Source organism: Thauera aromatica K172, assembly GCF_003030465.1.
Classification (GTDB): domain Bacteria; phylum Pseudomonadota; class Gammaproteobacteria; order Burkholderiales; family Rhodocyclaceae; genus Thauera; species Thauera aromatica.
This window is the reverse complement of the sequence record NZ_CP028339.1, coordinates 2,997,427-3,016,599: the sequence shown is the minus strand read 5'-3', so window position 1 is coordinate 3,016,599 and position 19,173 is coordinate 2,997,427. Positions and strand designations below refer to the sequence as shown.

General features: G+C 69.7%; 19 protein-coding genes. 7 read left to right on the top strand and 12 right to left on the bottom strand.

Going from position 1 to position 19,173, the window contains the following annotated elements:
* Positions 1-53 precede the first annotated feature (53 nt).
* The 7 genes from Tharo_RS14280 to Tharo_RS14250 all read right to left on the bottom strand — a co-directional run bounded on the left by Tharo_RS14280 (position 54) and on the right by Tharo_RS14250 (position 7,025).
* Positions 54-836: a DsbA family protein gene (locus Tharo_RS14280; RefSeq protein ID WP_107221771.1), complete on the bottom strand. Its 783-nt coding sequence runs from the start codon at positions 834-836 to the stop codon at positions 54-56.
* 193 nt (positions 837-1,029) lie between these two features.
* The gene (locus Tharo_RS14275) at positions 1,030-2,517 is read right to left on the bottom strand and encodes a hypothetical protein (protein ID WP_159051709.1); all 1,488 of its coding nucleotides are present in this window, start codon (positions 2,515-2,517) and stop codon (positions 1,030-1,032) included.
* A 226-nt stretch (positions 2,518-2,743) separates the two neighbouring features.
* Complete coding sequence (locus Tharo_RS14270) at positions 2,744-3,418, bottom strand: helix-turn-helix transcriptional regulator (RefSeq protein WP_107221769.1); 675 nt, start codon at positions 3,416-3,418, stop codon at positions 2,744-2,746.
* Positions 3,419-3,507: 89 nt separating this feature from the next.
* Positions 3,508-4,308, bottom strand: coding sequence for a response regulator (locus tag Tharo_RS14265; RefSeq protein WP_107221768.1), 801 nt, complete (start codon positions 4,306-4,308; stop codon positions 3,508-3,510).
* A gap of 27 nt (positions 4,309-4,335) precedes the next feature.
* On the bottom strand, positions 4,336-5,568 hold the full coding sequence (locus tag Tharo_RS14260; protein WP_107221767.1) for a DUF4118 domain-containing protein: 1,233 nt from the start codon (positions 5,566-5,568) through the stop codon (positions 4,336-4,338).
* A gap of 85 nt (positions 5,569-5,653) precedes the next feature.
* On the bottom strand, positions 5,654-6,625 hold the full coding sequence (locus Tharo_RS14255; protein ID WP_107221766.1) for a PA2778 family cysteine peptidase: 972 nt from the start codon (positions 6,623-6,625) through the stop codon (positions 5,654-5,656).
* 7 nt (positions 6,626-6,632) lie between these two features.
* The gene (locus Tharo_RS14250; RefSeq protein WP_107221765.1) at positions 6,633-7,025 is read right to left on the bottom strand and encodes a PA2779 family protein; all 393 of its coding nucleotides are present in this window, start codon (positions 7,023-7,025) and stop codon (positions 6,633-6,635) included.
* Positions 7,026-7,309: 284 nt separating this feature from the next.
* Between Tharo_RS14250 and Tharo_RS14245 the strand changes: the two genes are divergently transcribed.
* Positions 7,310-8,116 carry a sulfite exporter TauE/SafE family protein gene (locus Tharo_RS14245; RefSeq protein ID WP_107222443.1) on the top strand — a complete coding sequence of 269 codons (807 nt, stop codon included), beginning with the start codon at positions 7,310-7,312 and terminating at the stop codon, positions 8,114-8,116.
* A 31-nt stretch (positions 8,117-8,147) separates the two neighbouring features.
* Here Tharo_RS14245 and Tharo_RS14240 read toward each other — a convergent pair whose 3' ends face one another.
* From Tharo_RS14240 to Tharo_RS14225, 5 genes are all read right to left on the bottom strand, one after another.
* Positions 8,148-9,143 (bottom strand): metal ABC transporter solute-binding protein, Zn/Mn family, encoded by a 996-nt coding sequence (locus tag Tharo_RS14240; protein WP_107221764.1) that lies wholly within the window; start codon positions 9,141-9,143, stop codon positions 8,148-8,150.
* A gap of 62 nt (positions 9,144-9,205) precedes the next feature.
* Positions 9,206-10,072, bottom strand: a complete 867-nt coding sequence (locus Tharo_RS14235; RefSeq protein WP_107221763.1) for a metal ABC transporter permease — start codon at positions 10,070-10,072, stop codon at positions 9,206-9,208.
* 42 nt (positions 10,073-10,114) lie between these two features.
* Complete coding sequence (locus Tharo_RS14230) at positions 10,115-10,918, bottom strand: metal ABC transporter ATP-binding protein (protein WP_245880912.1); 804 nt, start codon at positions 10,916-10,918, stop codon at positions 10,115-10,117.
* 18 nt (positions 10,919-10,936) lie between these two features.
* The gene (locus Tharo_RS17690) at positions 10,937-11,101 is read right to left on the bottom strand and encodes a hypothetical protein (protein ID WP_170110017.1); all 165 of its coding nucleotides are present in this window, start codon (positions 11,099-11,101) and stop codon (positions 10,937-10,939) included.
* Complete coding sequence (locus Tharo_RS14225) at positions 11,098-11,568, bottom strand: Fur family transcriptional regulator (protein WP_107221762.1); 471 nt, start codon at positions 11,566-11,568, stop codon at positions 11,098-11,100. Before Tharo_RS14225 ends, Tharo_RS17690 begins: the two co-directional genes overlap by 4 nt.
* Before the next feature lie 271 nt (positions 11,569-11,839).
* Here Tharo_RS14225 and Tharo_RS14220 point away from each other — a divergent pair, with 271 nt between their 5' ends.
* From Tharo_RS14220 to Tharo_RS14195, 6 genes are all read left to right on the top strand, one after another.
* Positions 11,840-12,574: an ATP-binding cassette domain-containing protein gene (locus tag Tharo_RS14220; protein WP_245880911.1), complete on the top strand. Its 735-nt coding sequence runs from the start codon at positions 11,840-11,842 to the stop codon at positions 12,572-12,574.
* 43 nt (positions 12,575-12,617) lie between these two features.
* Positions 12,618-13,904: an ABC transporter permease gene (locus tag Tharo_RS18090; protein WP_107221761.1), complete on the top strand. Its 1,287-nt coding sequence runs from the start codon at positions 12,618-12,620 to the stop codon at positions 13,902-13,904.
* 13 nt (positions 13,905-13,917) lie between these two features.
* Entirely contained in the window at positions 13,918-14,535 is a 618-nt protein-coding gene (locus Tharo_RS14210; protein ID WP_107221760.1) for a DUF3299 domain-containing protein, read from the top strand.
* Positions 14,536-14,825: 290 nt separating this feature from the next.
* The gene (locus Tharo_RS14205; protein ID WP_425444959.1) at positions 14,826-16,997 is read left to right on the top strand and encodes a type I secretion system permease/ATPase; all 2,172 of its coding nucleotides are present in this window, start codon (positions 14,826-14,828) and stop codon (positions 16,995-16,997) included.
* Positions 16,997-18,415: an HlyD family type I secretion periplasmic adaptor subunit gene (locus Tharo_RS14200; protein ID WP_107221758.1), complete on the top strand. Its 1,419-nt coding sequence runs from the start codon at positions 16,997-16,999 to the stop codon at positions 18,413-18,415. Before Tharo_RS14205 ends, Tharo_RS14200 begins: the two co-directional genes overlap by 1 nt.
* A complete protein-coding gene (locus tag Tharo_RS14195; RefSeq protein ID WP_107221757.1) occupies positions 18,412-19,041 on the top strand; it encodes a response regulator transcription factor in 630 nt (209 codons plus the stop codon). The genes Tharo_RS14200 and Tharo_RS14195 overlap by 4 nt, the downstream gene beginning before the upstream one ends.
* The last annotated feature ends 132 nt before the right edge of the window (positions 19,042-19,173 follow it).

The following is a 19,173-nucleotide window of genomic DNA, read 5'->3' as shown; positions in this document are numbered from 1 at the left end:
GGGTTTCTGCACCGCCCGCGGAAGGTGCCGGAAGAGGGCCGTTCCTGCTCGATCTACGGCTTGCTCTCCGCCAGCAGTTTGTCGATCTCCTGTTTGAGCAAGGCGTAAGCATGGGCCCCGCGCAGGATGCGCACGTTCTCCATGCTGCCGCCGGCGCTCGTCCCCAGCAGCAAGGTGGGCGTTCCGGTTACGGTCAGCTTGCGCCCCTCGGCGATGTCGTCGCGGATGCGTTCCACGTACTTGCCGCTCTCCAGGCACTGCTTGAAGGATCCGGCATCGAGCTTGAGGGCCGCGGCGTGCTCGACCAGGCGTTCGGCGGCGAGGGCCTGCTGGTTGGCGAAAAGGCGGTCGTGCATTTCCCAGTACTGCCCCTGCTCTGCCGCACAGTGTGCCGCCTCGGCGGCCTGCAGGGCCTGCGGGTGGATGGACTCCAGCGGGAAGTCGCGGAACACGTAACGCACTTTGCCGGTGGCGATATAGTCCCGCTCGATCTGCGGCAGCGACTGGTCTGCGTGGCGCTTGCAGAAGGGGCACTGGTAATCGGAAAACTCCAGCATGGTGAGTTGCGCGTCCCGCGCGCCCTTCACCGGGGCGTCGCCGATCGAAACGACGGCGTCGATGGGCTGCACGAGGGGTGGCGGCGGTGGCGGCAGGCGCGCCTGGAGCTGCTTCTTGAGTTCGTCGAGATCCTTGCGCAGGGCGTCCTGGCCCTGGCTGACGGCTTCCACGTCGCGGCGCAACTGTTCCACGTCCCCGGCTTCCTGAGCCGGGGCCGGCGCAGACAGACCTGTGAGGGTCAGCGCCGTCATCGCCGCGCATAGCATGATTCGGTTCATGGCATCCCTTCCATGTCGGTGGTCAAGCGATATCCGGGCTGGCGCGAGGCATCCGAACCCCCTCGACCGGTTGCCCGATCAAGGGGACCGAACGTTTCTTCATTTCCCGGCTTGTCCGTGGCGGACCCCTGGCGGTCTCCTCGACTTCAGGAGAGACCGTTCGGCGCCCGCCGATCGGAGCAAGGTGTGCTGCTTACGGGAAGGTCACGGTGATGTTGACGTCCGCATCGTCCTGCAACGCCGGAGCACCGTAGTTCACTCCATCATCGTCGGTCGCCGCACCGGTCACGACGTTGGTATGGAGGCCGGTGGCGGAGATCCTGCCGACGAACGAGCACGGGTAGCTGCCGGACGGAACAATGACCTGCGGGACCGTGCACGTCGTGCTGAGGACGTTGCCTTGGACCGTGGTGATGTCGCCGAACCTGTCGTCCGTGAGCGAAGTGAGCGTCAGCGTATCGAAGGAGGAGGTATTGCTCACCCCGACGCTGAACTGCACATCCACGGCAACGGTCTGCGTCGCGGTCGCGGTCTTGGTCAGGCTCGGCGGACTCGACGCGTCGAGAACGGTCACATCGGCCGGATCATCGTCGCATAGGTTCGAATGACCGAAATCATCGCTTCCGCACGCCTCCACGACGTCGGTGATCGTGTCACCTGCATCGTGCACCCCGGATGCCACCGCCACCGTAAATTGACACGTGTACGGGTTCTGACCACCCGGATCGTTGCTTTCCGCCGGAATCGTCGCCAGCGTGCAGTTGGTATCCGAAATCAGCGGATTATCCGGAGTCTTTTTGGTGATGTCGCCGTACAGGTCGTCCTCCAGGCTGTCTAGCGTCACGCTCGAGACCTGCGCGTGGTTGGTCACCGCGACACTGTAGGTTACTTCGCCGCCCGCTTCCGAAACCGTCGGCGTCACCGCGTCCTTCACCACCGTGATGCTCGCGGTTTCGAGGAAGATGTCGATGTTGAGGTCGCCGCAATTGCACTTCGACGGCGATCCCGGGAAGGCATCGAATGTGGCCGCGGCCGTATACGTGGCCGAGTCGCACACCTCGTTCGCGCCCGGCTGACGCCAGCTCGTGCACCAGGGCAGATTCACCTTGCTGTCGTTGTTGGTGTCGGCACACATGACAGTGACGGTCTCGCGAATCACCTGCGGAGTGTGATCGGCGTCGATGTCGCCGCAGATGTCGAGGCCCGCATCATTGTTGATGAAGGTCGGCGAATTCGCCTCAGTGACCACATTCGCCTCGCACGATCCGGTCAAGGCACCGTCACTGCCGCCGCCGTCGGTGGCGAGATAGAGACCGAGGTCGTAGCGAGCCTGGGCGGTCAGCGGCATCGTGAAGTCGGCGGTGAAGGTGAATAGCTGGTTTGCGACACAGGTGAATTGCCCTTGCGGGTTCGGGTCCTGGCAACCGTCATTGTTTGTGTCCTGCGGCCCTCCCTGCGTGACATGAACGCAGATATTGCCGGCCGAGGACAGCGTCACGTCATTGGCGGTACACGTCAGGTTCTGGCTGTTGCCATGCGCCTTCCACACATCCTGCATGCAACTGGCTGCCACCTGGGCCGATGCCGGCGGCGCTCCCAGCAGCAGCCCTCCCACTACCAGCGGCGTCGCCGCGCCGATACAGCGCGCCCACGTACGCGCCCATCTCGTCAAGCTTCTCATGATGTTCTCCTATCCGCTTCGGGACAAGCTTCGCCCCCTCGGGGGTCAGCGCGGATCCTCGCAGGGATATCCGCTTTGCGCTGGCCGCCCCCCACTGTCACCCGCATGCAGGGATTTTTGTCCTGCATGCCGACGTCCAGGTTTTTTAGGGATAGCAGAGAAATGCGCTTGAAATGCCGGCGCGGTGGCCTAGGACCGGTGACCTAGGTCCGGTGTCCTAGGCCGGTCATCCGCTGGCGGGCGAAGCGCCGAAAGGATTGCGCGACAGCGCCAGTTGGGCGCGCCGCGTGACCCCGAGCTTGGCGAAGACGTGGCTCAGATGGGCCTTGACGGTCTTGTCGCTCAGCCCCAGGGCCTTGGCAATTTCCTTGTTCGTGCACCCGCGCAGGATGAGGCCGACGATTTCCTCTTCCCGCGGACTGAGCTTTTCGTTCGCGCCCGCGGGCGTGCGGGGCTGGGGCGACAGATTGACCGCGTCGATCAGGCTCGTCAGGGCGTGCGCGAGCTTCTCGCGCCCGAGCCAGATTTCTCCGCGCTGGATCGCGCGCATCGCTTCTGCATATTCACGGCGGTCGCAATGCTTTGGCACGAAGCCGCTGACGCCCTGCAGCAGCGCGTTCGATACACGCTCGTCGGTGAGGGTGCTGGTTGCCAGCAGGATCGCCGTTCCCGGCGCCGAGCGGTGGAAGGACGCAAGCTGCCCTTCCTGCTCCGCTTCGGACGGGTCTGCATCGAGCACCAGGATGTCCGCCTGCAGGACATCGAGCAACGCAGGAAGCTGGACGTAGCTGGTCACCTGCGCCACCAGCCGGACATCGGCCAGTTCCGCAGCCTCGCCGATCTTCGCGCAGAAGCTCTCGTCCGGGCTGGCGACGAGGGCGGTTGAGGTCTTCTTTTCCATTGCGGCCAAGCTCCCTACCTGCCTCTCTGCCGGGCTTTCTTGCCGGGCATGAACCCGGCCAGCCTCGTCTTCGATTTATAGGATGTTTGTCACCGGCTGTCACTGTCACCCACAGGACTGCGCTGTTCGGCCGTATCCGAATGCGATGCTGCCGTCGACGTTCCGGGGGTGCTGACGGCGTCGCCGGGCACATCGAGCTGGAGGCGATAACCGACCCCCGCCTGGGTGAGGATGTGCACCGGAAAGCGGGGGTCGGCTTCGAGCTTGCGCCGCAGACCGGCCATATAGACGCGCAGGTAATGCGCATGCTCGACGTAGTTCGGCCCCCAGACTCCGGAGAGCAGCTGGCGGTGGGTCAGCACCCGCCCGCTGCCGGCGATCAGCTGGCCGAGCAGGCGGTATTCGATCGGGGTCAGATGGACGGGCTCGCCGGCGCGGCGGACCGTGCGGTGCTCGAGATCGACTTCGATGTCGCCGAACGCCACCCGGCTCGGGGTTTGTGCTGGACGCAGCGCACGCCGCAGCAGGGCGCGGATGCGGGCGCGCAGTTCGGCGACGCCGAAGGGCTTGCTCAGATAGTCGTCCGCTCCGGCATCGAGCGCGGCCACCTTGTCGGCTTCGTCGCTGCGCGCCGACAGGATCAGGACCGGCAGCGTGCTCCAGTGCCGGATTTGGTCGAGCAGGAGCATGCCGCTGCCGTCCGGCAGGCCGAGATCGAGGATCAGCAGATCGGGACGGCGCGCCGCGGCCTCGATCCCGCCGCGCCGGAGTGTCGCCGCCTCGCACACCGTGCAGCCTTCGGCTTCGAGCGCGGCGCGCACGAAGCGGCGGATTCCGGGCTCGTCCTCGACGAGCAGGACGAGCGGCGTGGGAGCATGAAGGTTCTTCATCTGCGGGGGTTCGAAGGGGGTGCCCGGTCACGGCAACAGGGGCTGGGGGGGTACGGGCAGGCGCAGCGTGAAGCAGGCGCCGCCGCCGGGCCGGTTGCAGGCTTCGACCCGGCCGCCATGGGCTTCGATGATCGCGCGCACGATCGCCAGCCCCAGCCCGGTGCCGGCATCGCCCGCCAAGGGCCCGGAGGGGGGGGCGGTGCTGCGCACGAAACGCTCGAAAATCGCCTGCTCCTGCCCCGGGGGCAGCCCGCAACCGGTATCGCAGACGGTGATTTCGAGGATGCGCCGTTCGCGGGCGAGCCCGCTGCGCGCGCTCGGCGCGGCCGCTTCGAGCGGCGCGGTGGTGGCGTCCGGCCCGGCCCGGTGCGCTGGCTCCTTCCCGGTGGACGCCGATACTGCGTCGGTGCTGCGTGCGCGGACCGTGACCCGCCCGCCCGTGGGCGTATGGCGGATCGCGTTGTCGAGCAGGTTGCACAGCACCCGCTCCATCATCGCCGGGTCGACATGGGCCAGCGGCAGGTCTTCGGGCACGTCGAGCACGAGCTGGTGCTCTTGCAGCAGCGGGGCCCGTCCCTGCAGCGCACTGGCGATCATTTCGTCGACCGGGACCCATTCGTGGGCGAGCGGCACCGGTGCCGATTGCAGGCGGGCGAGCTCGAGCAGATCGCGGGCGAGGGCATGGGTGCGCAGGGCTTCGCGGCGGATCGCTTCGGCCAGCGCGGCCTGTGCCGGTGGCAGCGGCGGTCCGGCCAGCGGCAGGGACTCGGCCAGCCCGGCGAGCGCGGTGAGCGGGGTGCGCAGATCGTGCGAGATCGAGGCGAGGAGAGTGTTGCGCAGGCGCTCCGAATCGACCGCGAGCTGGGCGCGCGCCGCTTCCTCGCCGCGCGCTTCGGCACTGTCGCGCTCGCGCCGCAGGCGGGCAGCGAGTTCGGCGGTGGTCAGCGCCACCGCGAGCAGCACGGCGAAGGTCAGCAGGTACTGCAGGTCGGATACGACCAGGGTGAAATGGGGATGGACGAAGAAGAAATCGAACAGCGCCACCGACAGGAAGGCCGCCAGCACCGCCGGTCCGCGTCCGAGCCGGATGGCGGCGAAGAGGACGACGAGCGGGAACAGCATCGCGATGTTGGCGAGATCCAGGGGGCCGAGCAGGGGCATCCCGGCGAGCGCGACCGCGATCACGGCGAGCGCGGCCCACAGGTAATGGCGCCACGATGGACGGTCGGGCGCGGCGGAGCGGGGGGGAACGGCACTCATGGACGCATGTTAACGCGGAAGGGCGAGTCCGGCATGTGCCGGGGGCAGGCTGCAGGGGGGCGAAGCCGGGGGCGTCAGTGCCGGTTCAGTCGCGCGCGGGGGCGTCGATGGCGTGGAGCGTTTCGAGCAGCGCCGGGCGCAACGGTCCGGCGACCGCGAGGCCGCGCCGGGCGGCGTCGCGGGCCTCTTCGCGCCGCCCGAGTTCGAGCAGTACCTGCGCCCGGTTGTTGTACGCCGCCGCCAGGCCGTGGGCTTCGGCGACGCCGCGGAAGGCCGCTTCGGCGCCGTGTTTGTCGCCGCTGGCGTAGAGCGTGTTGCCCAGCCCCATCGCCAGGGTCGGATTGTCCGGCCAGCGCTCGAGGGCACCGCGGTATGCCCGCAGCGCGGCAGCGGGCGCTGCGGTGCGCTCGAACGCGACCAGGGCGCGCACGGCTTCGTCTTCGCTCGCGGTTGCGGGGAGGCTCCCCGGCGGCAGGGTGACGAACGCCCACTGCCCGCCGCGCTTCCAGGTGTGCTCGAAGGTGCGCAGGCTCAGCTCCTGGCGTTTCATCGGTCCGGAGCGCAGGAGCACGCTGCCACGTTCGAGGTCGTAGCCCACCGCCACCGCGTAGTGCCAGGACGGCGCCCACGACAGGCCGAGGTTCTGCAGCACGACCACCGGGTTGCCGGCGGCGGTCTCGCGCAGCAAGGCTTCGAGGGTACCCGGGATGAGCGTCGCCACCGCGCCCTGGCGGCGGGCGGCGGCGAGCATCTCGATCTGCAGCGAGCCTTCGCGGCCGGGGAGGAAGACCTGGCCGACGAGGGCCTCGGGGCGGGCCGGCAGGCCGGCGGCGGACAGGCTGGTGGCGAGCGCCGCCGGACCGCAGAAGTAGCTGTCGTCGGGAAAGAACGGGGTGTCGGTGAGTTCGACCTGCGGCGGCAGGTCGGGCGGGGGCTGCGCCTGCAACTGCCGCGCCTGGGTGGCGCAACCGGCGCTCGCCAGGGTGGCGAGGAGCACGGCTGCGGCTCCAGCCAGGCGTGGTCGCAGCCAGGTGCGCAGTACCGCGGGCCAGGACATCGCCGGTTCAGCGCACCGAGCGGGTGAAGGGGAAGACCTTGGTCAGGCCGAGGATGTCGGTGAGCAGGAGGACGAAGAACACCAGCAGGATGGCCTCGATGATGCCGCCGGCGGGGGCACTGTCGATCTGCTCGGCCAGGCGCGCTGCCTCCTCGTCGGTGAGTGCGGCGATGCGCTCGCGGGCGAGCGCGGGGTCGACGCCCTGGCGCTCGAGTTCGGCGCGCACGTCGTCGCGCTCGAGGGCGGCGGCGAGGCGGGCGTGGCTCGCACCCTGTTCCGGGGTGGCGCTGCGGGCGAGCTGTTCGGTCGGGATCAGCCCGGCGTGAGTGGGATGGACCAGGGCCGCGTTGGCGAAGCAGAGGCTGAGGACGACGGCAAGGGTGCGTTGAAGGCGTTTCATTGTTTTTTCCTTTCGATGTCGGGGAGGGCCGGCCTGCAGGGAGTCCGGTGGCTTCTGCAATATAGTCAATCCTGTTAAAACGCCCTCCGGTGTGCGGGCGGAGATCGCATCCGCATGTAACGGGCCGGCGGCACCCGGCGCCGGCCGCCGCCGCATCCGCCGCTGGCCGCTTCGGCTGTGCTTGCGCAGGAAAGCCGGTCTGACCGATAGTTGCCGGCTTTCCCGCGCGGCTCGCCGCAGTGCGGGAACCTGCAACGAAACGGCACAAAATGGAGCGCCTGCCGATGGAACTCGATCTCTGGTGGCTCGCCTACCCCCTGCTCGGGGTGGTGGTGGGCTTTTTTGCCGGCCTGCTCGGCGTGGGCGGCGGCGGCATCATGGTGCCGATCCTGACCAGCCTGTTCCTCGCCCAGGATTTTCCGCGCGACCAGGTCGTGCATATGGCGCTCGGTACTTCGATGGCGGCGATCGTGCTGACCGCGGTTTCCAGCCTGCGCGCGCACCATGCGCACGCTGCGGTGCGTTGGGATGTGGTGCGTGCGATCGCCCCCGGGATCCTGTTCGGGACCTTCGGCGCGACCTTCATCGCGGCGCGCGTCGATACCGTGCCGCTGGCGATCTTCTTTGCCGCCTTCATGGCCTACGTCGCCGTGCAGATGCTGCTCGGGATCAAGCCCAGGCCCAGCCGCAACCTGCCCGGTGCGCTCGGCATGAGCGCTGCCGGGGTGGGAATCGGCGGGGTGTCGGCGCTGGTGGCGATCGGCGGCGGTTCGTTGTCGGTGCCGTTCCTGACCTGGTGCAACGTCAAGGTCCATCACGCGATCGGCACTTCGGCCGCGATCGGGTTGCCGATCGCGTTCGCCGGCACCGTGGGGTATCTGGTCAATGGCTGGGGCGCACCCGGCACGCCTGCACTGACCCTGGGCTTCATCTACCTGCCGGCGCTGGTGCTGGTGTCGGCGGTGAGCATGTTCTTCGCCCCGCTCGGCGCGCGCCTGGCGCATCGCCTGCCGGTGGCGATGCTGCGGAAGGTGTTCGCCGGGGTGCTGGTGGCGCTGTGCGCGAAGATGCTGCACAGCCTGTTCGCCTGAGGCACGCTGCGGTCCGCGGCGCAGGCGAAGCTCAGCGGGGCGGGGCGAGGGCGTCGCGGATCGTCTCGAGGTTGGTGCGCATCATCGCGGCGTAGGACGGCGCCGGGCCGGCGGCGGCGGACAGCGCGTCGGAGTACAGCGTGCCGCCGACACGGGCGCCGCTTTCGCTGCGGATGCGCTCGATCAGGCGGGCGTCGGCGACGTTCTCGATGAACACCGCGGGAATGTTCTCGGCCTTGAGCTGGCGGATCAGGCGGGCGACGCCCTGCGCGGTGGGTTCGGCGTTGTTCGAGACTCCGACCGGGGAGAGGAAGCGGATGCCGTAGGCGCGGCCGAAGTAGGCAAAGGCGTCGTGCGAGCTCACCACCTTGCGCCGATCGGCAGGCAGGGCGCTGAAGGTGCGGCGGATCTCGGCGTCGAGCGCCGCCAGTTCGGCGCGGTAACGTTCCGCGTTGGCGCGGTAGAGATCGGCCCCATCCGGGTCGACGGCGGCGAGCGCGGCGGCGATGTTGGCGACGTAGCGCTGGGCGTTGGCGACGTCCTGCCAGGCGTGAGGGTCGACCGCGCGGCTGCCCCCGCTGCCGTGGCGGTGGCCGCCGGCATGCGCCTGGTGGCCGTGTTCGTCGGCCATTTCGAGCGTGGCCACGCCTTCGCTCGCCACCACCACGGTCCCGCGGTAGCCGCCCGAGCGTGCCAGGCGCACCGTCCAGTCATCGAAGCCGAGGCCGTTGACCACCACCAGCGCCGAGGCGCCGATCTCGCGTGCGTCCGAAGGGCGGGGCTGGAAGGCATGGGCATCCTCGTCGGCGCCGACCAGGGTGCGCAGGGCGACGCGCTCGCCGCCGACCTGGCGGACGAAATCGCCGAGGATGCTGAAGCTGGCGGTGACCTGCAGCGGCTGCGCAGCGGCGGCGGGCAGGAGAAGGGCGGCCGCGGTCGCCAGGATGGCCAGGGCGGACGCGCGGCGAAGCAAGTTGTGCAGGCGCTTGAAGCAGGGGGGGAAATGAGCAGAAGTGGAGAAAGTCATGGCGCTGGCTTAGTTTGCGGGAGGTGGCGGAGGGGGCTTCCGCCTGTCGGTCGTCCCGGGGGTCAGGATTCGAGGTGGTGGCGTACCGGCAGGCGGCCGGCGAGGATGCCGCCGGGGGCGGCGAGCAGCGAGACGAAATACACCACGCCGCATACCAGCACGATCGCCGGGCCGGCCGGCACGTCGATATGAAAGGACAGCAGCAGCCCGGCCGCGCCGCTGCCGAAGGCGAACGTGGCCGCGAGCAGGAGCAGCATCGGCAGGCCGCGCGTCCACAGCCGGGCGGCGGCGGCGGGCAGGATCATGATGCCTACCGCCATCAGCGTGCCCAGAGCGTGAAAGCCGCTCACCAGGTTGATCACCACCAGCACCAGGAAGCCGTAGTGCGCCACCGGCGACCAGCGGCTGACGCCGCGCAGGAAGGCGGGGTCGAAGCACTCCAGCACCAGCGGGCGGAACAGCACGGCGAGGCAGACCACGGTGACGCTGGCGATGCCGGCGATCAGCAGCAGCGAGGCGTCGTCGAGCGCCAGCACCGAGCCGAACAGGACGTGGAGGAGGTCGAGATTGCGCCCGCGCAGCGACACGATCATCACTCCGGCGGCGAGCGACAATAAGTAGAAAGCGGCGAGGCTGGCGTCTTCCTTCAGGATCGAGGTTCGTGTCACCACGCCGGCGGCGAGCACCACGACCAGACCGGCGACGATGCCGCCCGCCGTCATCGCTCCCAGCGAGAGGCCGAAGGCGAGGTAGCCGAGGGCGGCGCCGGGCAGGATCGCATGGCTCATCGCGTCGCCCATCAGGCTCATCCGGCGCAGCAGCAGGAACACCCCGACCGGGGTGGCGCCCAGGGCCAGGGCCAGGCAGCCGGCCAGCGCGCGGCGCATGAAGGCGAATTCGGTGAAAGGATCGAGGAGGAGTTCGGTCACGGCGGCGGATCGGGGGTGGGGGAGGTGGCGGGGCGCGGCCGTTCAGTGGGAATGTCGATGGCCGGGGTGCGACCCGGGATGGGACGGCGCGGCGGGCATCGCGCCCAGCGCGGGCGCCGGCTCGATGTGACATTCCGGCGCGTCTTCGTCGAAGGCTTCCGACAGGCGGCGCGCCCGCGCCAGCAGCGCGGGGGTCAGGACCTCGGCGGTGGGGCCGAAGGCCACCGGCTCGCGCGACAGCAGCAGCGCGGTGGGGAAGTGGCGGCGCACCTGTTCGAGGTCGTGCACGACGGTGAGGATGGTGCGGCCTTCGGCGTGCCAGCCCAGGATCAGCCCGACCAGGTCTTCGACGGTGCGGCTGTCGATTGCGGCGAACGGTTCGTCGAGCAGGATCAGCGGGGCGTCCTGCAGGATCAGCCGGGCAAAGCGCGCGCGCTGCAGCTGGCCGCCGGACAGGGAGCCGATCGGCCGGGTCTCGAAGCCCGACAGCCCGACCGTGGCGAGGGCGTCGCGCACGCGCTGGCGCTGGCTGCGGGAGAGCGCGCCGAAGGCGCCGATCTCGTGCCACAGGCCCATGGCGACGACGTCGAACACCGACACGGGAAAGCTCGGGTCGATGTCGCCGCATTGCGGCATGTAGGCCAGCCCGCCGGGCGGCAGCTCGGGCAGCAGGACGCGCCCGCCGATCGGGCGCAGCTCGCCGGCCAGGCCCTTGAGCAGCGTCGACTTGCCGGCGCCGTTGGGGCCGACTACGGCGACCAGCGCGCCGGCGGGAATGTCGCCGCTGAGGTGGTGCACCGCGGGATGGCGGTCGTAGCCCAGGGTGAGGTTGTCGAAGCGGATCATCGGTGGGGGGGCTGCACGTCAGCGGAGCGCCCACAGCAGGGTCAGCCACAGCGCGGCGAGGGCTGCCGCGGCGAGGGCGAGACGGGCGGCGAGGCCGGCGCCGAGCAGGGTGAGCGCGGGGGCGGGGCGGGCGCGGCGCACGCCGGCGGTCACGCGCACGGGATGGGCGTCGCGGGCGCTCATCGGGCCACCGCCCCGGAGCCCCGGCGGCCGCACTCGGCGCAGGCGCCGTGCAGCACCAGCTCCGCGCGTTCGAGTTCGAAGCCGGCGGGCAGGTTCGGGCTGGATTCGGCCGCGATGTCCTCCAGGCACAGGATCTGGCCGCAGCGCTCGCAATGGAAGTGGGCGTGGCGATGGTCGCCGTGGCGGGCGATCTCGAAGCGCCAGGCGCGCTCGCCGCCGGCGATGCGGCGGGCGATGCCCTGCTCGACCAGCCAGTCGAGCGCGCGATAGAGCGTGACGCGGTCGTGGGCGATGTCGAGCGCCGCCAGCGCGGCGCCGATTTCGTCGTGCGACAAGGGATGGGCGCTGGCCTGCAGGGTCTCGATCAGCGCCACCCGGGTGCGGGTGACACGGCCGCCGTGGGCCGCGATGAGCCCGCGGGCGGACTGTGGCGGTGCGCTGGACGGAGCGTGTCGTTGCTTGGGCATCGGTGCGGAGCGGGTGGGTCCGTGGTGACTGCGGTTCGGCCGGTCGCAGCAGTGAAGTGGCTTGGCTTGCATCGGTATTTGATGCAACATTGTAGCATTAGAATGCAATCCCGCAGGATTTCCCGATGGCCCCTTTTTTTGTCGTTCTTGCCCTCTCTGCGGCACTGTTGCCGCCGGGCGCTGCTGCCGGAGCCATGGCCGGTGCTGCCCATGAGCACGGGCTGACCGCGCTGCGGACGGCCGTCAATGCGGGCCTCCGCAGGGATCGGCGGTGACCTTGAACGCGGTGGGCGAACCCGATGCCGCTGCGGTCGAGTTGCGCGGGCTGCGCTACCGCTGGCCCGGTGTGCGCCACGACTGCCTGGCGATCGACGCCTTCGTCCTGGCAGCAGCGGAGCGGGTGTTCCTGCGCGGCCCCAGCGGCAGCGGCAAGAGCACGCTGCTGTCCCTGATCGGCGGCGTGGTCGCGCAGCAGGCGGGCGAGCTGCGCGTCGCCGGGACGGCGCTGGCCTCGCTCGGGGCGGCGGCGCGCGACCGCTTCCGGGCCGACCATATCGGTTTCATCTTCCAGCTCTTCAACCTCCTTCCTTATCTGTCGGCGCGCGACAATATCCTGCTTGCCTGCCGTTTTTCCGCGCAGCGGCGCGCGCGCCTGGAGGCGGCGGGGACGACACCGGCCGCCGAGCTGGCGCGCCTGGCGCAGCACCTCGACCTGGCGCCTGCGGTGCTGGCGCGGCCCGCCGCCGCCCTTTCGGTCGGCCAGCAGCAGCGGGTGGCGGCGGCGCGCGCGCTGCTCGGCCGCCCCGGGCTGATCGTCGCCGACGAGCCGACTTCCGCCCTCGATGCCGATCGCCAGCAGGCTTTCCTCGATCTGCTGCTGCGCGAATGCGCGGCGGCGGGAGCAGCGCTGCTCTTCGTCAGCCATGATGCCCGCCTCGCCTGCCACTTCGACCGGGTGGTCGATCTGGCCGAGTTGAACCGGGCGGATGTGGAGGCGCAGGCATGATCGCGTGCGCCCGGCCGCCGGAGCACGCGGTGGAGGCCGCGCGATGACGCCGGTCTGGCACCTGAGCCTGGCGAGCATCGCCAACCGCCGCCTCGCGGCGCTGCTCACCGTGCTTGCGGTGGCCTTGTCGGTGGCCCTGCTGCTCGGCGTGGAACGGGTGCGCAACGATGCGCGCGCCGGGTTCGCCCAGACCCTGTCCGGTACCGACCTGGTGGTGGGCGCACGCACGGGGGCGGTGCAGTTGCTGCTGTATTCGGTGTTCCACATCGGCGACGCGACCAACAACGTCTCGTGGGCGAGCATCGAGGAGGTCGCCGCGCTGCCGCAGGTTGCATGGCTGGTGCCGATCGCGCTCGGCGATTCGCACCGCGGCCACCGCGTGGTCGGTACGACGGCGGCTTTCTTCGAGCATTACCGCTACGGCGAGCGGCGTGCGCTGCGCTTTGCCGCCGGGCGCGCTTTCGCCGGCATGCCCGGGGGGCTGTTCGAAGTGGTGCTCGGCGCCGAGGTCGCGGCCCGCTTCGGCTACCGTGTCGGTGAGCGGATCGTGCTCAACCACGGCAGCACCGGCGGCGTGGGCGGGCCTGCATTCGCCGAGCATGGCGACAAGCCGTTCACCGTGGTCGGGGTGCTGGCACGCAGCGGCACTCCGGTCGATCGTGCGCTGCTGGTCGGGCTGGAGGGCCTCGAGGCGATCCATGTCGACTGGCAGGGCGGGGCGCCGATCCCGGGGGTGAAGATCGGCCCCGAGCATGTGCGCAAGTTCGATCTGGCGCCGAAGTCGGTCACCGCGGCGCTGCTCGGGCTGGACAGCCGCACCGCGGTGTTCCGCGTGCAGCGCCGGATCAACGCGTACCCCGGGGAGCCGCTCAGCGCGATCCTGCCCGGGGCGACGCTGCAGGAGCTGTGGAGCCTGGTGGGGATGGCAGAGAAGGCCCTTCTCGCCGTTTCCGCGCTGGTGGTGATGGTGGGGCTGGCCGGCCTGGTGGCGGTGGTCGTCGCCAGCTTGGGTGAGCGCCGGCGCGAGCTTGCGATCCTGCGCGCACTCGGGGCCGGTCCGGGGCAGGTTTTCGCGCTGCTGGCGGTGGAGAGCCTGTTGCTCGCGCTCGCCGGCTGCGTGCTCGGCCTGGCGCTGCTGTATGGTGCGGGGGCGCTCGCCGCGCCCTGGCTGAGTGCGCGCCACGGCCTGCAGCTGTCGCTGGGCTTGCCCTCCGCCGGGGAGTGGGGCCTGCTCGCCGCGGTGCTGGGCGCGAGTCTGCTGGCGAGCCTGGTGCCGGCGCTACGGGCGTACCGCTATTCGCTCGCCGACGGCATGACGATACGGATCTGAGAGAACGAGGACAATGATCGAAGGGAAAGTCCTGCGCGCCGTTTTCGGCGCTATCGCCGCCGTGCTGCTGAGCGCTGCGCCGTTGCCGGCCGCGGCGCAGACCGCTGGCGGCGACTACCGCGTTGGCGACCGTCTGGCGTCACCGGCGAAGTCTGGCAAGGCCGCCGCCTACCGCGAGATCAGCTGGGACGACCTGATCCCGGCGGACTGGAACCCGGAGCGCTTCCTTGCCGAACTCGACCTCGACACTCTCGAGGACAACGACCCGCGCGCCTCCGAAGCGATGCGGCGCATGCGCGAGGAATGGGACCGGGCGCCGGTGGTCGAGCGCCTGAGCGGGGCGCGGGTCCGCATCCCGGGTTTCGTCGTGGCGCTCGAGGGCGACGGCGGTGCGATCCGCGAATTCCTTCTCGTGCCCTATTTCGGCGCCTGCGTGCACGTGCCGCCGCCGCCGGCGAACCAGCTCATCCACGTAGTCCCCGCCAAACCGCTGCCGGCCGACTGGAACATGATGCCGGTGTGGGTCAATGGGGTGATGGCGATCGGGCGGGTCGATTCCGAGATGGGGCGTGCCGGCTACCAGCTGCGCGCCGTCGCCGTCGAGGAGTACAAGGAGCCGTTGCCGCGCTGAGCGTGTCCGGTGGGCGCAGGGTGTCGATCCGTGCGCAGGCGGGCTGTGAACGGCGTCACGCTGCAGCATCGAAGCCGGCTGCCGAAGCCGGTCGCCGGGGGGAAGATGGAGGAAATCCGCGCGCCGCGTGTCGCTGCCGGCAGACATGGCGCAATGTTGCATTTCGTTGCATGATGAAGCCGGGCGCGGTGGTTGCCCTGTGAGCGCGGACTTCGCGGAAGCGGGGGCGGTCGTGTCGGTCTCGACATCGGAGTGCATCAGTGGACAGAGTGGATGCCTTGATTCCTGAAGTGGAGAGGGAGGCCGTCACCGCCGCCGGGCCTTCCGTGGCGGCGGCCGGCGATGGCGACAGCGACAGCCTGCTCGAATGTCTGATCCTGGTGGCGCGCGCGCATGGCGCAAGCCTGACGCGGGATGCCGCGCTCGCCGGCTTGCCGCTTGCCGGCGGCGGGCTCACACCCGCGCTGCTTTCGCGCGCTGCGCGGCGCGCCGGCCTGTCGAGCCGGATCGTGCAGCATCCCCTGGAGCGTCTGAACGACGCCTTGTTGCCGGCGATCCTGCTCCTCGACGGCAACGAGGCCTGCATTCTCGTCGGCTGGCGGGAGGACCGGGCCGTCGCCCGGGTGGTGTTCCCCGAACTGGGTGACGCGGCCGTCGACATGCCGGCGGCGGAACTTGCGCGGCGCTATCTCGGGCGGGCGATCTACCTGCGGCCCCGGTTCCGCTTCGATGCGCGCACGCCGCAGGTGCGCGCTTCCCGCCACGGGCACTGGTTCTGGAGCGTGGTCGCGGAGAACCGTTCGCTCTACCGGGATGTCCTGCTGGCGGCGTTCGCGATCAACCTGTTCGCCGTCGCGATGCCCCTGTTCGTCATGAACGTGTATGACCGTGTGGTGCCGAACCGCGCCATCGAGACGCTGTGGGTGCTCGCCGCGGGCGTGTTCGTCGTGCTCGTGGCCGAGTTCGTCCTGCGGACGATGCGGGGGTATTTCATCGACCTCGCCGGCAACCGTGCCGATGTCAAGCTGTCGGCCGTGATCATGGAGCGGGTGCTGGGAATGCGGATGGAGACCCGCCCGTCTTCGGTCGGCTCCTTCGCCGCCAATCTGCGTGCCTTCGAGTCGGTGCGCGACTTCATCAGCTCGGCGACGGTGATCGCCTTCATCGACCTGCCTTTTGCGCTGCTCTTCCTCGCCGTGGTGGGCTGGATCGCCTGGCCCTTGCTGCTGCCGTTCGTGGTGGGCATCGCCGCCCTGTTGCTCTACGCGGTGGCGGTGCAGGGCAAGATGCGCGAGCTGTCCGAAACCATCTACCGTGCCGGGGCGCAGCGCAATGCGACCCTGGTCGAGGGGCTGGTCGGGATCGAGGCGATCAAGACGCTGGGGGCGGAAGGGGTGATCCAGCGGCGCTGGGAACAGACCGCGGCGCTGCTGGCGGGGGTCGGCTCGAAACTGCGCCTGCTGTCGGCATCGGCGACCAATGCTTCGCTGTGGGTGCAGCACAGCGTGAGTGTGGCGGTGATCGTGATGGGGATCTATCTGATCGGTGACGGCGAGCTCTCGATGGGCGGCTTGATCGCCTGCTATCTGCTGTCGTCGAGGGCGATGGCGCCGATCAGCCAGGTCGCCAGCCTGCTGGTGCATTACCACAACGCGTCGACCTCGCTGAGTGCGCTCGAAGGCCTGATGGCGCAGGAGGTCGAGCGTCCGGACGAAGCCGCCTTCATCAGCCGCAAGACGCTGCGCGGCGGGATCGAATTCCGCGACGTCGGCTTCACCTATCCGGGGCAGTCGGCGAGCGTGCTGCGCAACGTGTCTCTGCGCATCCAGCCGGGCGAACACGTCGCCATCCTCGGTCGGGTCGGATCGGGCAAGACGACGCTCGAAAAGCTCATCCTCGGGCTGTACCGGCCCACTTCCGGGGCGGTGCTGGTCGATGGCATCGACCTGAGGCAGCTCGACCCGGCGGAGCTGCGGCGCAATATCGGCTATGTCGCCCAGGACCCGATGCTGTTCTACGGCAGCTTGCGCGACAACCTCGTCCTCGGGGCGGCGGCGGTCGAGGACGAGGACGTCCTCAAGGCCGCACGCATCGCCGGCCTCCTCGACCTGGTCAATACGCACCCGCAGGGCTTCGATCTGCAGGTCGGCGAGCGCGGCAGCCTGCTCTCGGGCGGCCAGCGCCAGGCGGTGGCGTTGGCGCGGGCGCTGATCAACGATCCGCCGGTGCTGCTGTTCGACGAGCCGACTTCGTCGATGGACCGCTCCACCGAGGAGAACGTCAAGCACCGCCTGCGCAGCTTCGCCAAGGGCAAGACCATGATCGTGATCACCCACCGGACTTCCCTGCTCGAACTGGTCGACCGGATCATCGTCGTCGATGGTGGCAGGATCGTCGCCGACGGGCCCAAGGCGCATGTCGTCGACGCGCTTCGCCAGGGCCGGGTCGGGCGAGGCGCGTGATGGAAAAATCTTCCCAGCAACAGATCTTCGAAGGCATCGGCGAAGCGTCCGGGCGCCTCGGCCAGATCGGCAAGCCGGTGTCCGAGCGGCTGTTCGCGCGCCTGCGCCCCGCTTCCGGGAGCGAGGACATCAATTGGGCAGCCGATGCCGACTGGGCCCGCCTGCAGGAAGAACCCGTGCGTGCGCGCAGCCTGCTCGTGCTCGTCGTCGTGGTGTTCGGCGTGCTGCTGGTGTGGGCGGGGATTGCCGAAGTCGACGAAGTCACCCGTGGCGCGGGCAAGGTCATTCCGTCGCAGCAGCTGCAGGTGGTGCAGTCGGTCGATGGCGGCGTGGTCGAGGACATCCTGGTCCAGGAAGGACAGGTGGTCGAGGCGGGGGAACTGCTGCTGCGGGTCGATCCCACCCGTTTCGTGTCCTCCCTGCGCGAAAACCGTGCCCAGTATCTGACCCTGCAGGCGAGAGCTTCGCGACTGACCGCGCTGACCCAGAACAGCGGATTCGTCGCGCCGGACGACCTCGCCGCCGAAGCTCCGGAGATTGTCGCCCACGAGCGCAGCCTGTACCTGTCGAGCCAGGCCGAGGTCGCCTCGCAGATCGCGATCGCCCAGGAGCAATTGTCGCAGCGCCGCCAGGAGCTGAACGAGGCGGTTTCCCGCCGTGATCAGGCCGCGCGGGCGCTCGGGCTGGTCCAGCAGGAACTGGGCGTGACCCGGCCGCTGCTCAGCTCCGGCGCGGTCTCCGAAGTCGACCTGATCCGCCTGGAGCGCGAAGTGAGCCGCTTCCGCGGCGAGCGCGACCAGGCTGCGGCGCATATCGCCCGCGTCCAGGCGGCGATCGCGGAAGCGACGCAGAAAATCCAGGAAGTCGAACTCAACGCCCGCAACCAGTGGCGCACCCAGCTTTCCGAAACGCTGGGCAAGCTCGCCAGCCTGACCGAGGGCAGCCGCGCGCTCCAGGACCGGGTCAAGCACGCCGAACTGCGGGCCCCGGTGCGCGGCACGATCTCCCGCCTGCTGGTCAATACGGTCGGGGCGGTGGTGCAGCCGGGCAAGGAAGTGGTCGAGATCGTGCCGCTCGACGACGCCCTCATCCTCGAGGCGAAGGTCGCGCCCAAGGACATCGGCTTCCTGCGCCCGGGACAGCCGGCCGTGGTGAAATTCACCGCCTACGATTTCGCCATCTACGGCGGGCTTGACGCCGTGCTGGAATTGATCAGCGCCGACACCGTGACCGACGAGAAAGGCAACGCCTTCTATGTCGTCCGGGTGCGGACGCTGGCCCCCAGCCTGGGGGACGGACTCCCCGTGATCCCGGGCATGGTCGCCGAGGTGGACATCCTCACCGGCAAGAAGACCATCCTTTCCTACCTGCTGAAGCCCGTCCTGCGGGCGAAAGCCAACGCAATGAGCGAACGATGACGAAAGATTTCTTTCTGGCGCCGCCCTCGATGCCGACGCAGCGGTGGCGAGAGGCGTTTCCCGAGGCGCGGTTCTTCAGCGAGCGCAGCCTCCTCTCCGGGCCGGCAAACGGCGATGTGATCTGGCTGGCGGCGGAGTTCCCGAACTGGCGCGGGGAGCTCGCCCAGTTGCGACGGGCGTTTCCGCGCTGCGCGCTGGTCCTGCTCTCGCTGCAGCCGGATCCGCGCGAGGGCCTCACCGCGCTGGGCCTGGGGGCCCGCGGCTATTGCCATGCGCTGGCGGCGCCGCCCCTCCTGCGGGAAGTGGGCGAAGTCCTTCGTCATGGCGGGCTGTGGGTCGGCGCCGAGTTGCTGGAGCGCCTCGTGCGGTCGCTGCGGCCGCGTCTGGGGAAGGAGGCGGAAGCCGATGGCGGGGGGCTGGAGGCGCGCTTGTCCGGGCGCGAGGCGGAGGTCGCCCGCCTCGTCGCTGCGGGGTGGAGCAACAAGGAAATCGCCCGCGAGCTCGACATCACCGAGCGCACGGTGAAGGCCCATCTTTCCGCGGTGTTCGACAAGCTGGCCGTGCGCGACCGGCTGCAGCTCGTGCTGCGCTACGGCAAAACGCATCGGACTGCCGCCGAGGTCTAGCCGCCGGCCACGGGGTCGCCTGTGCGCCCGGGTTGTCCACCGGTCCAATAGGCGGCCATGGCCGGCGCCAGTAGAGTGGAAACACGGATAACCACCACGATCGCTGTCGGGGGTGAAGTTTCGCGCGCTCCG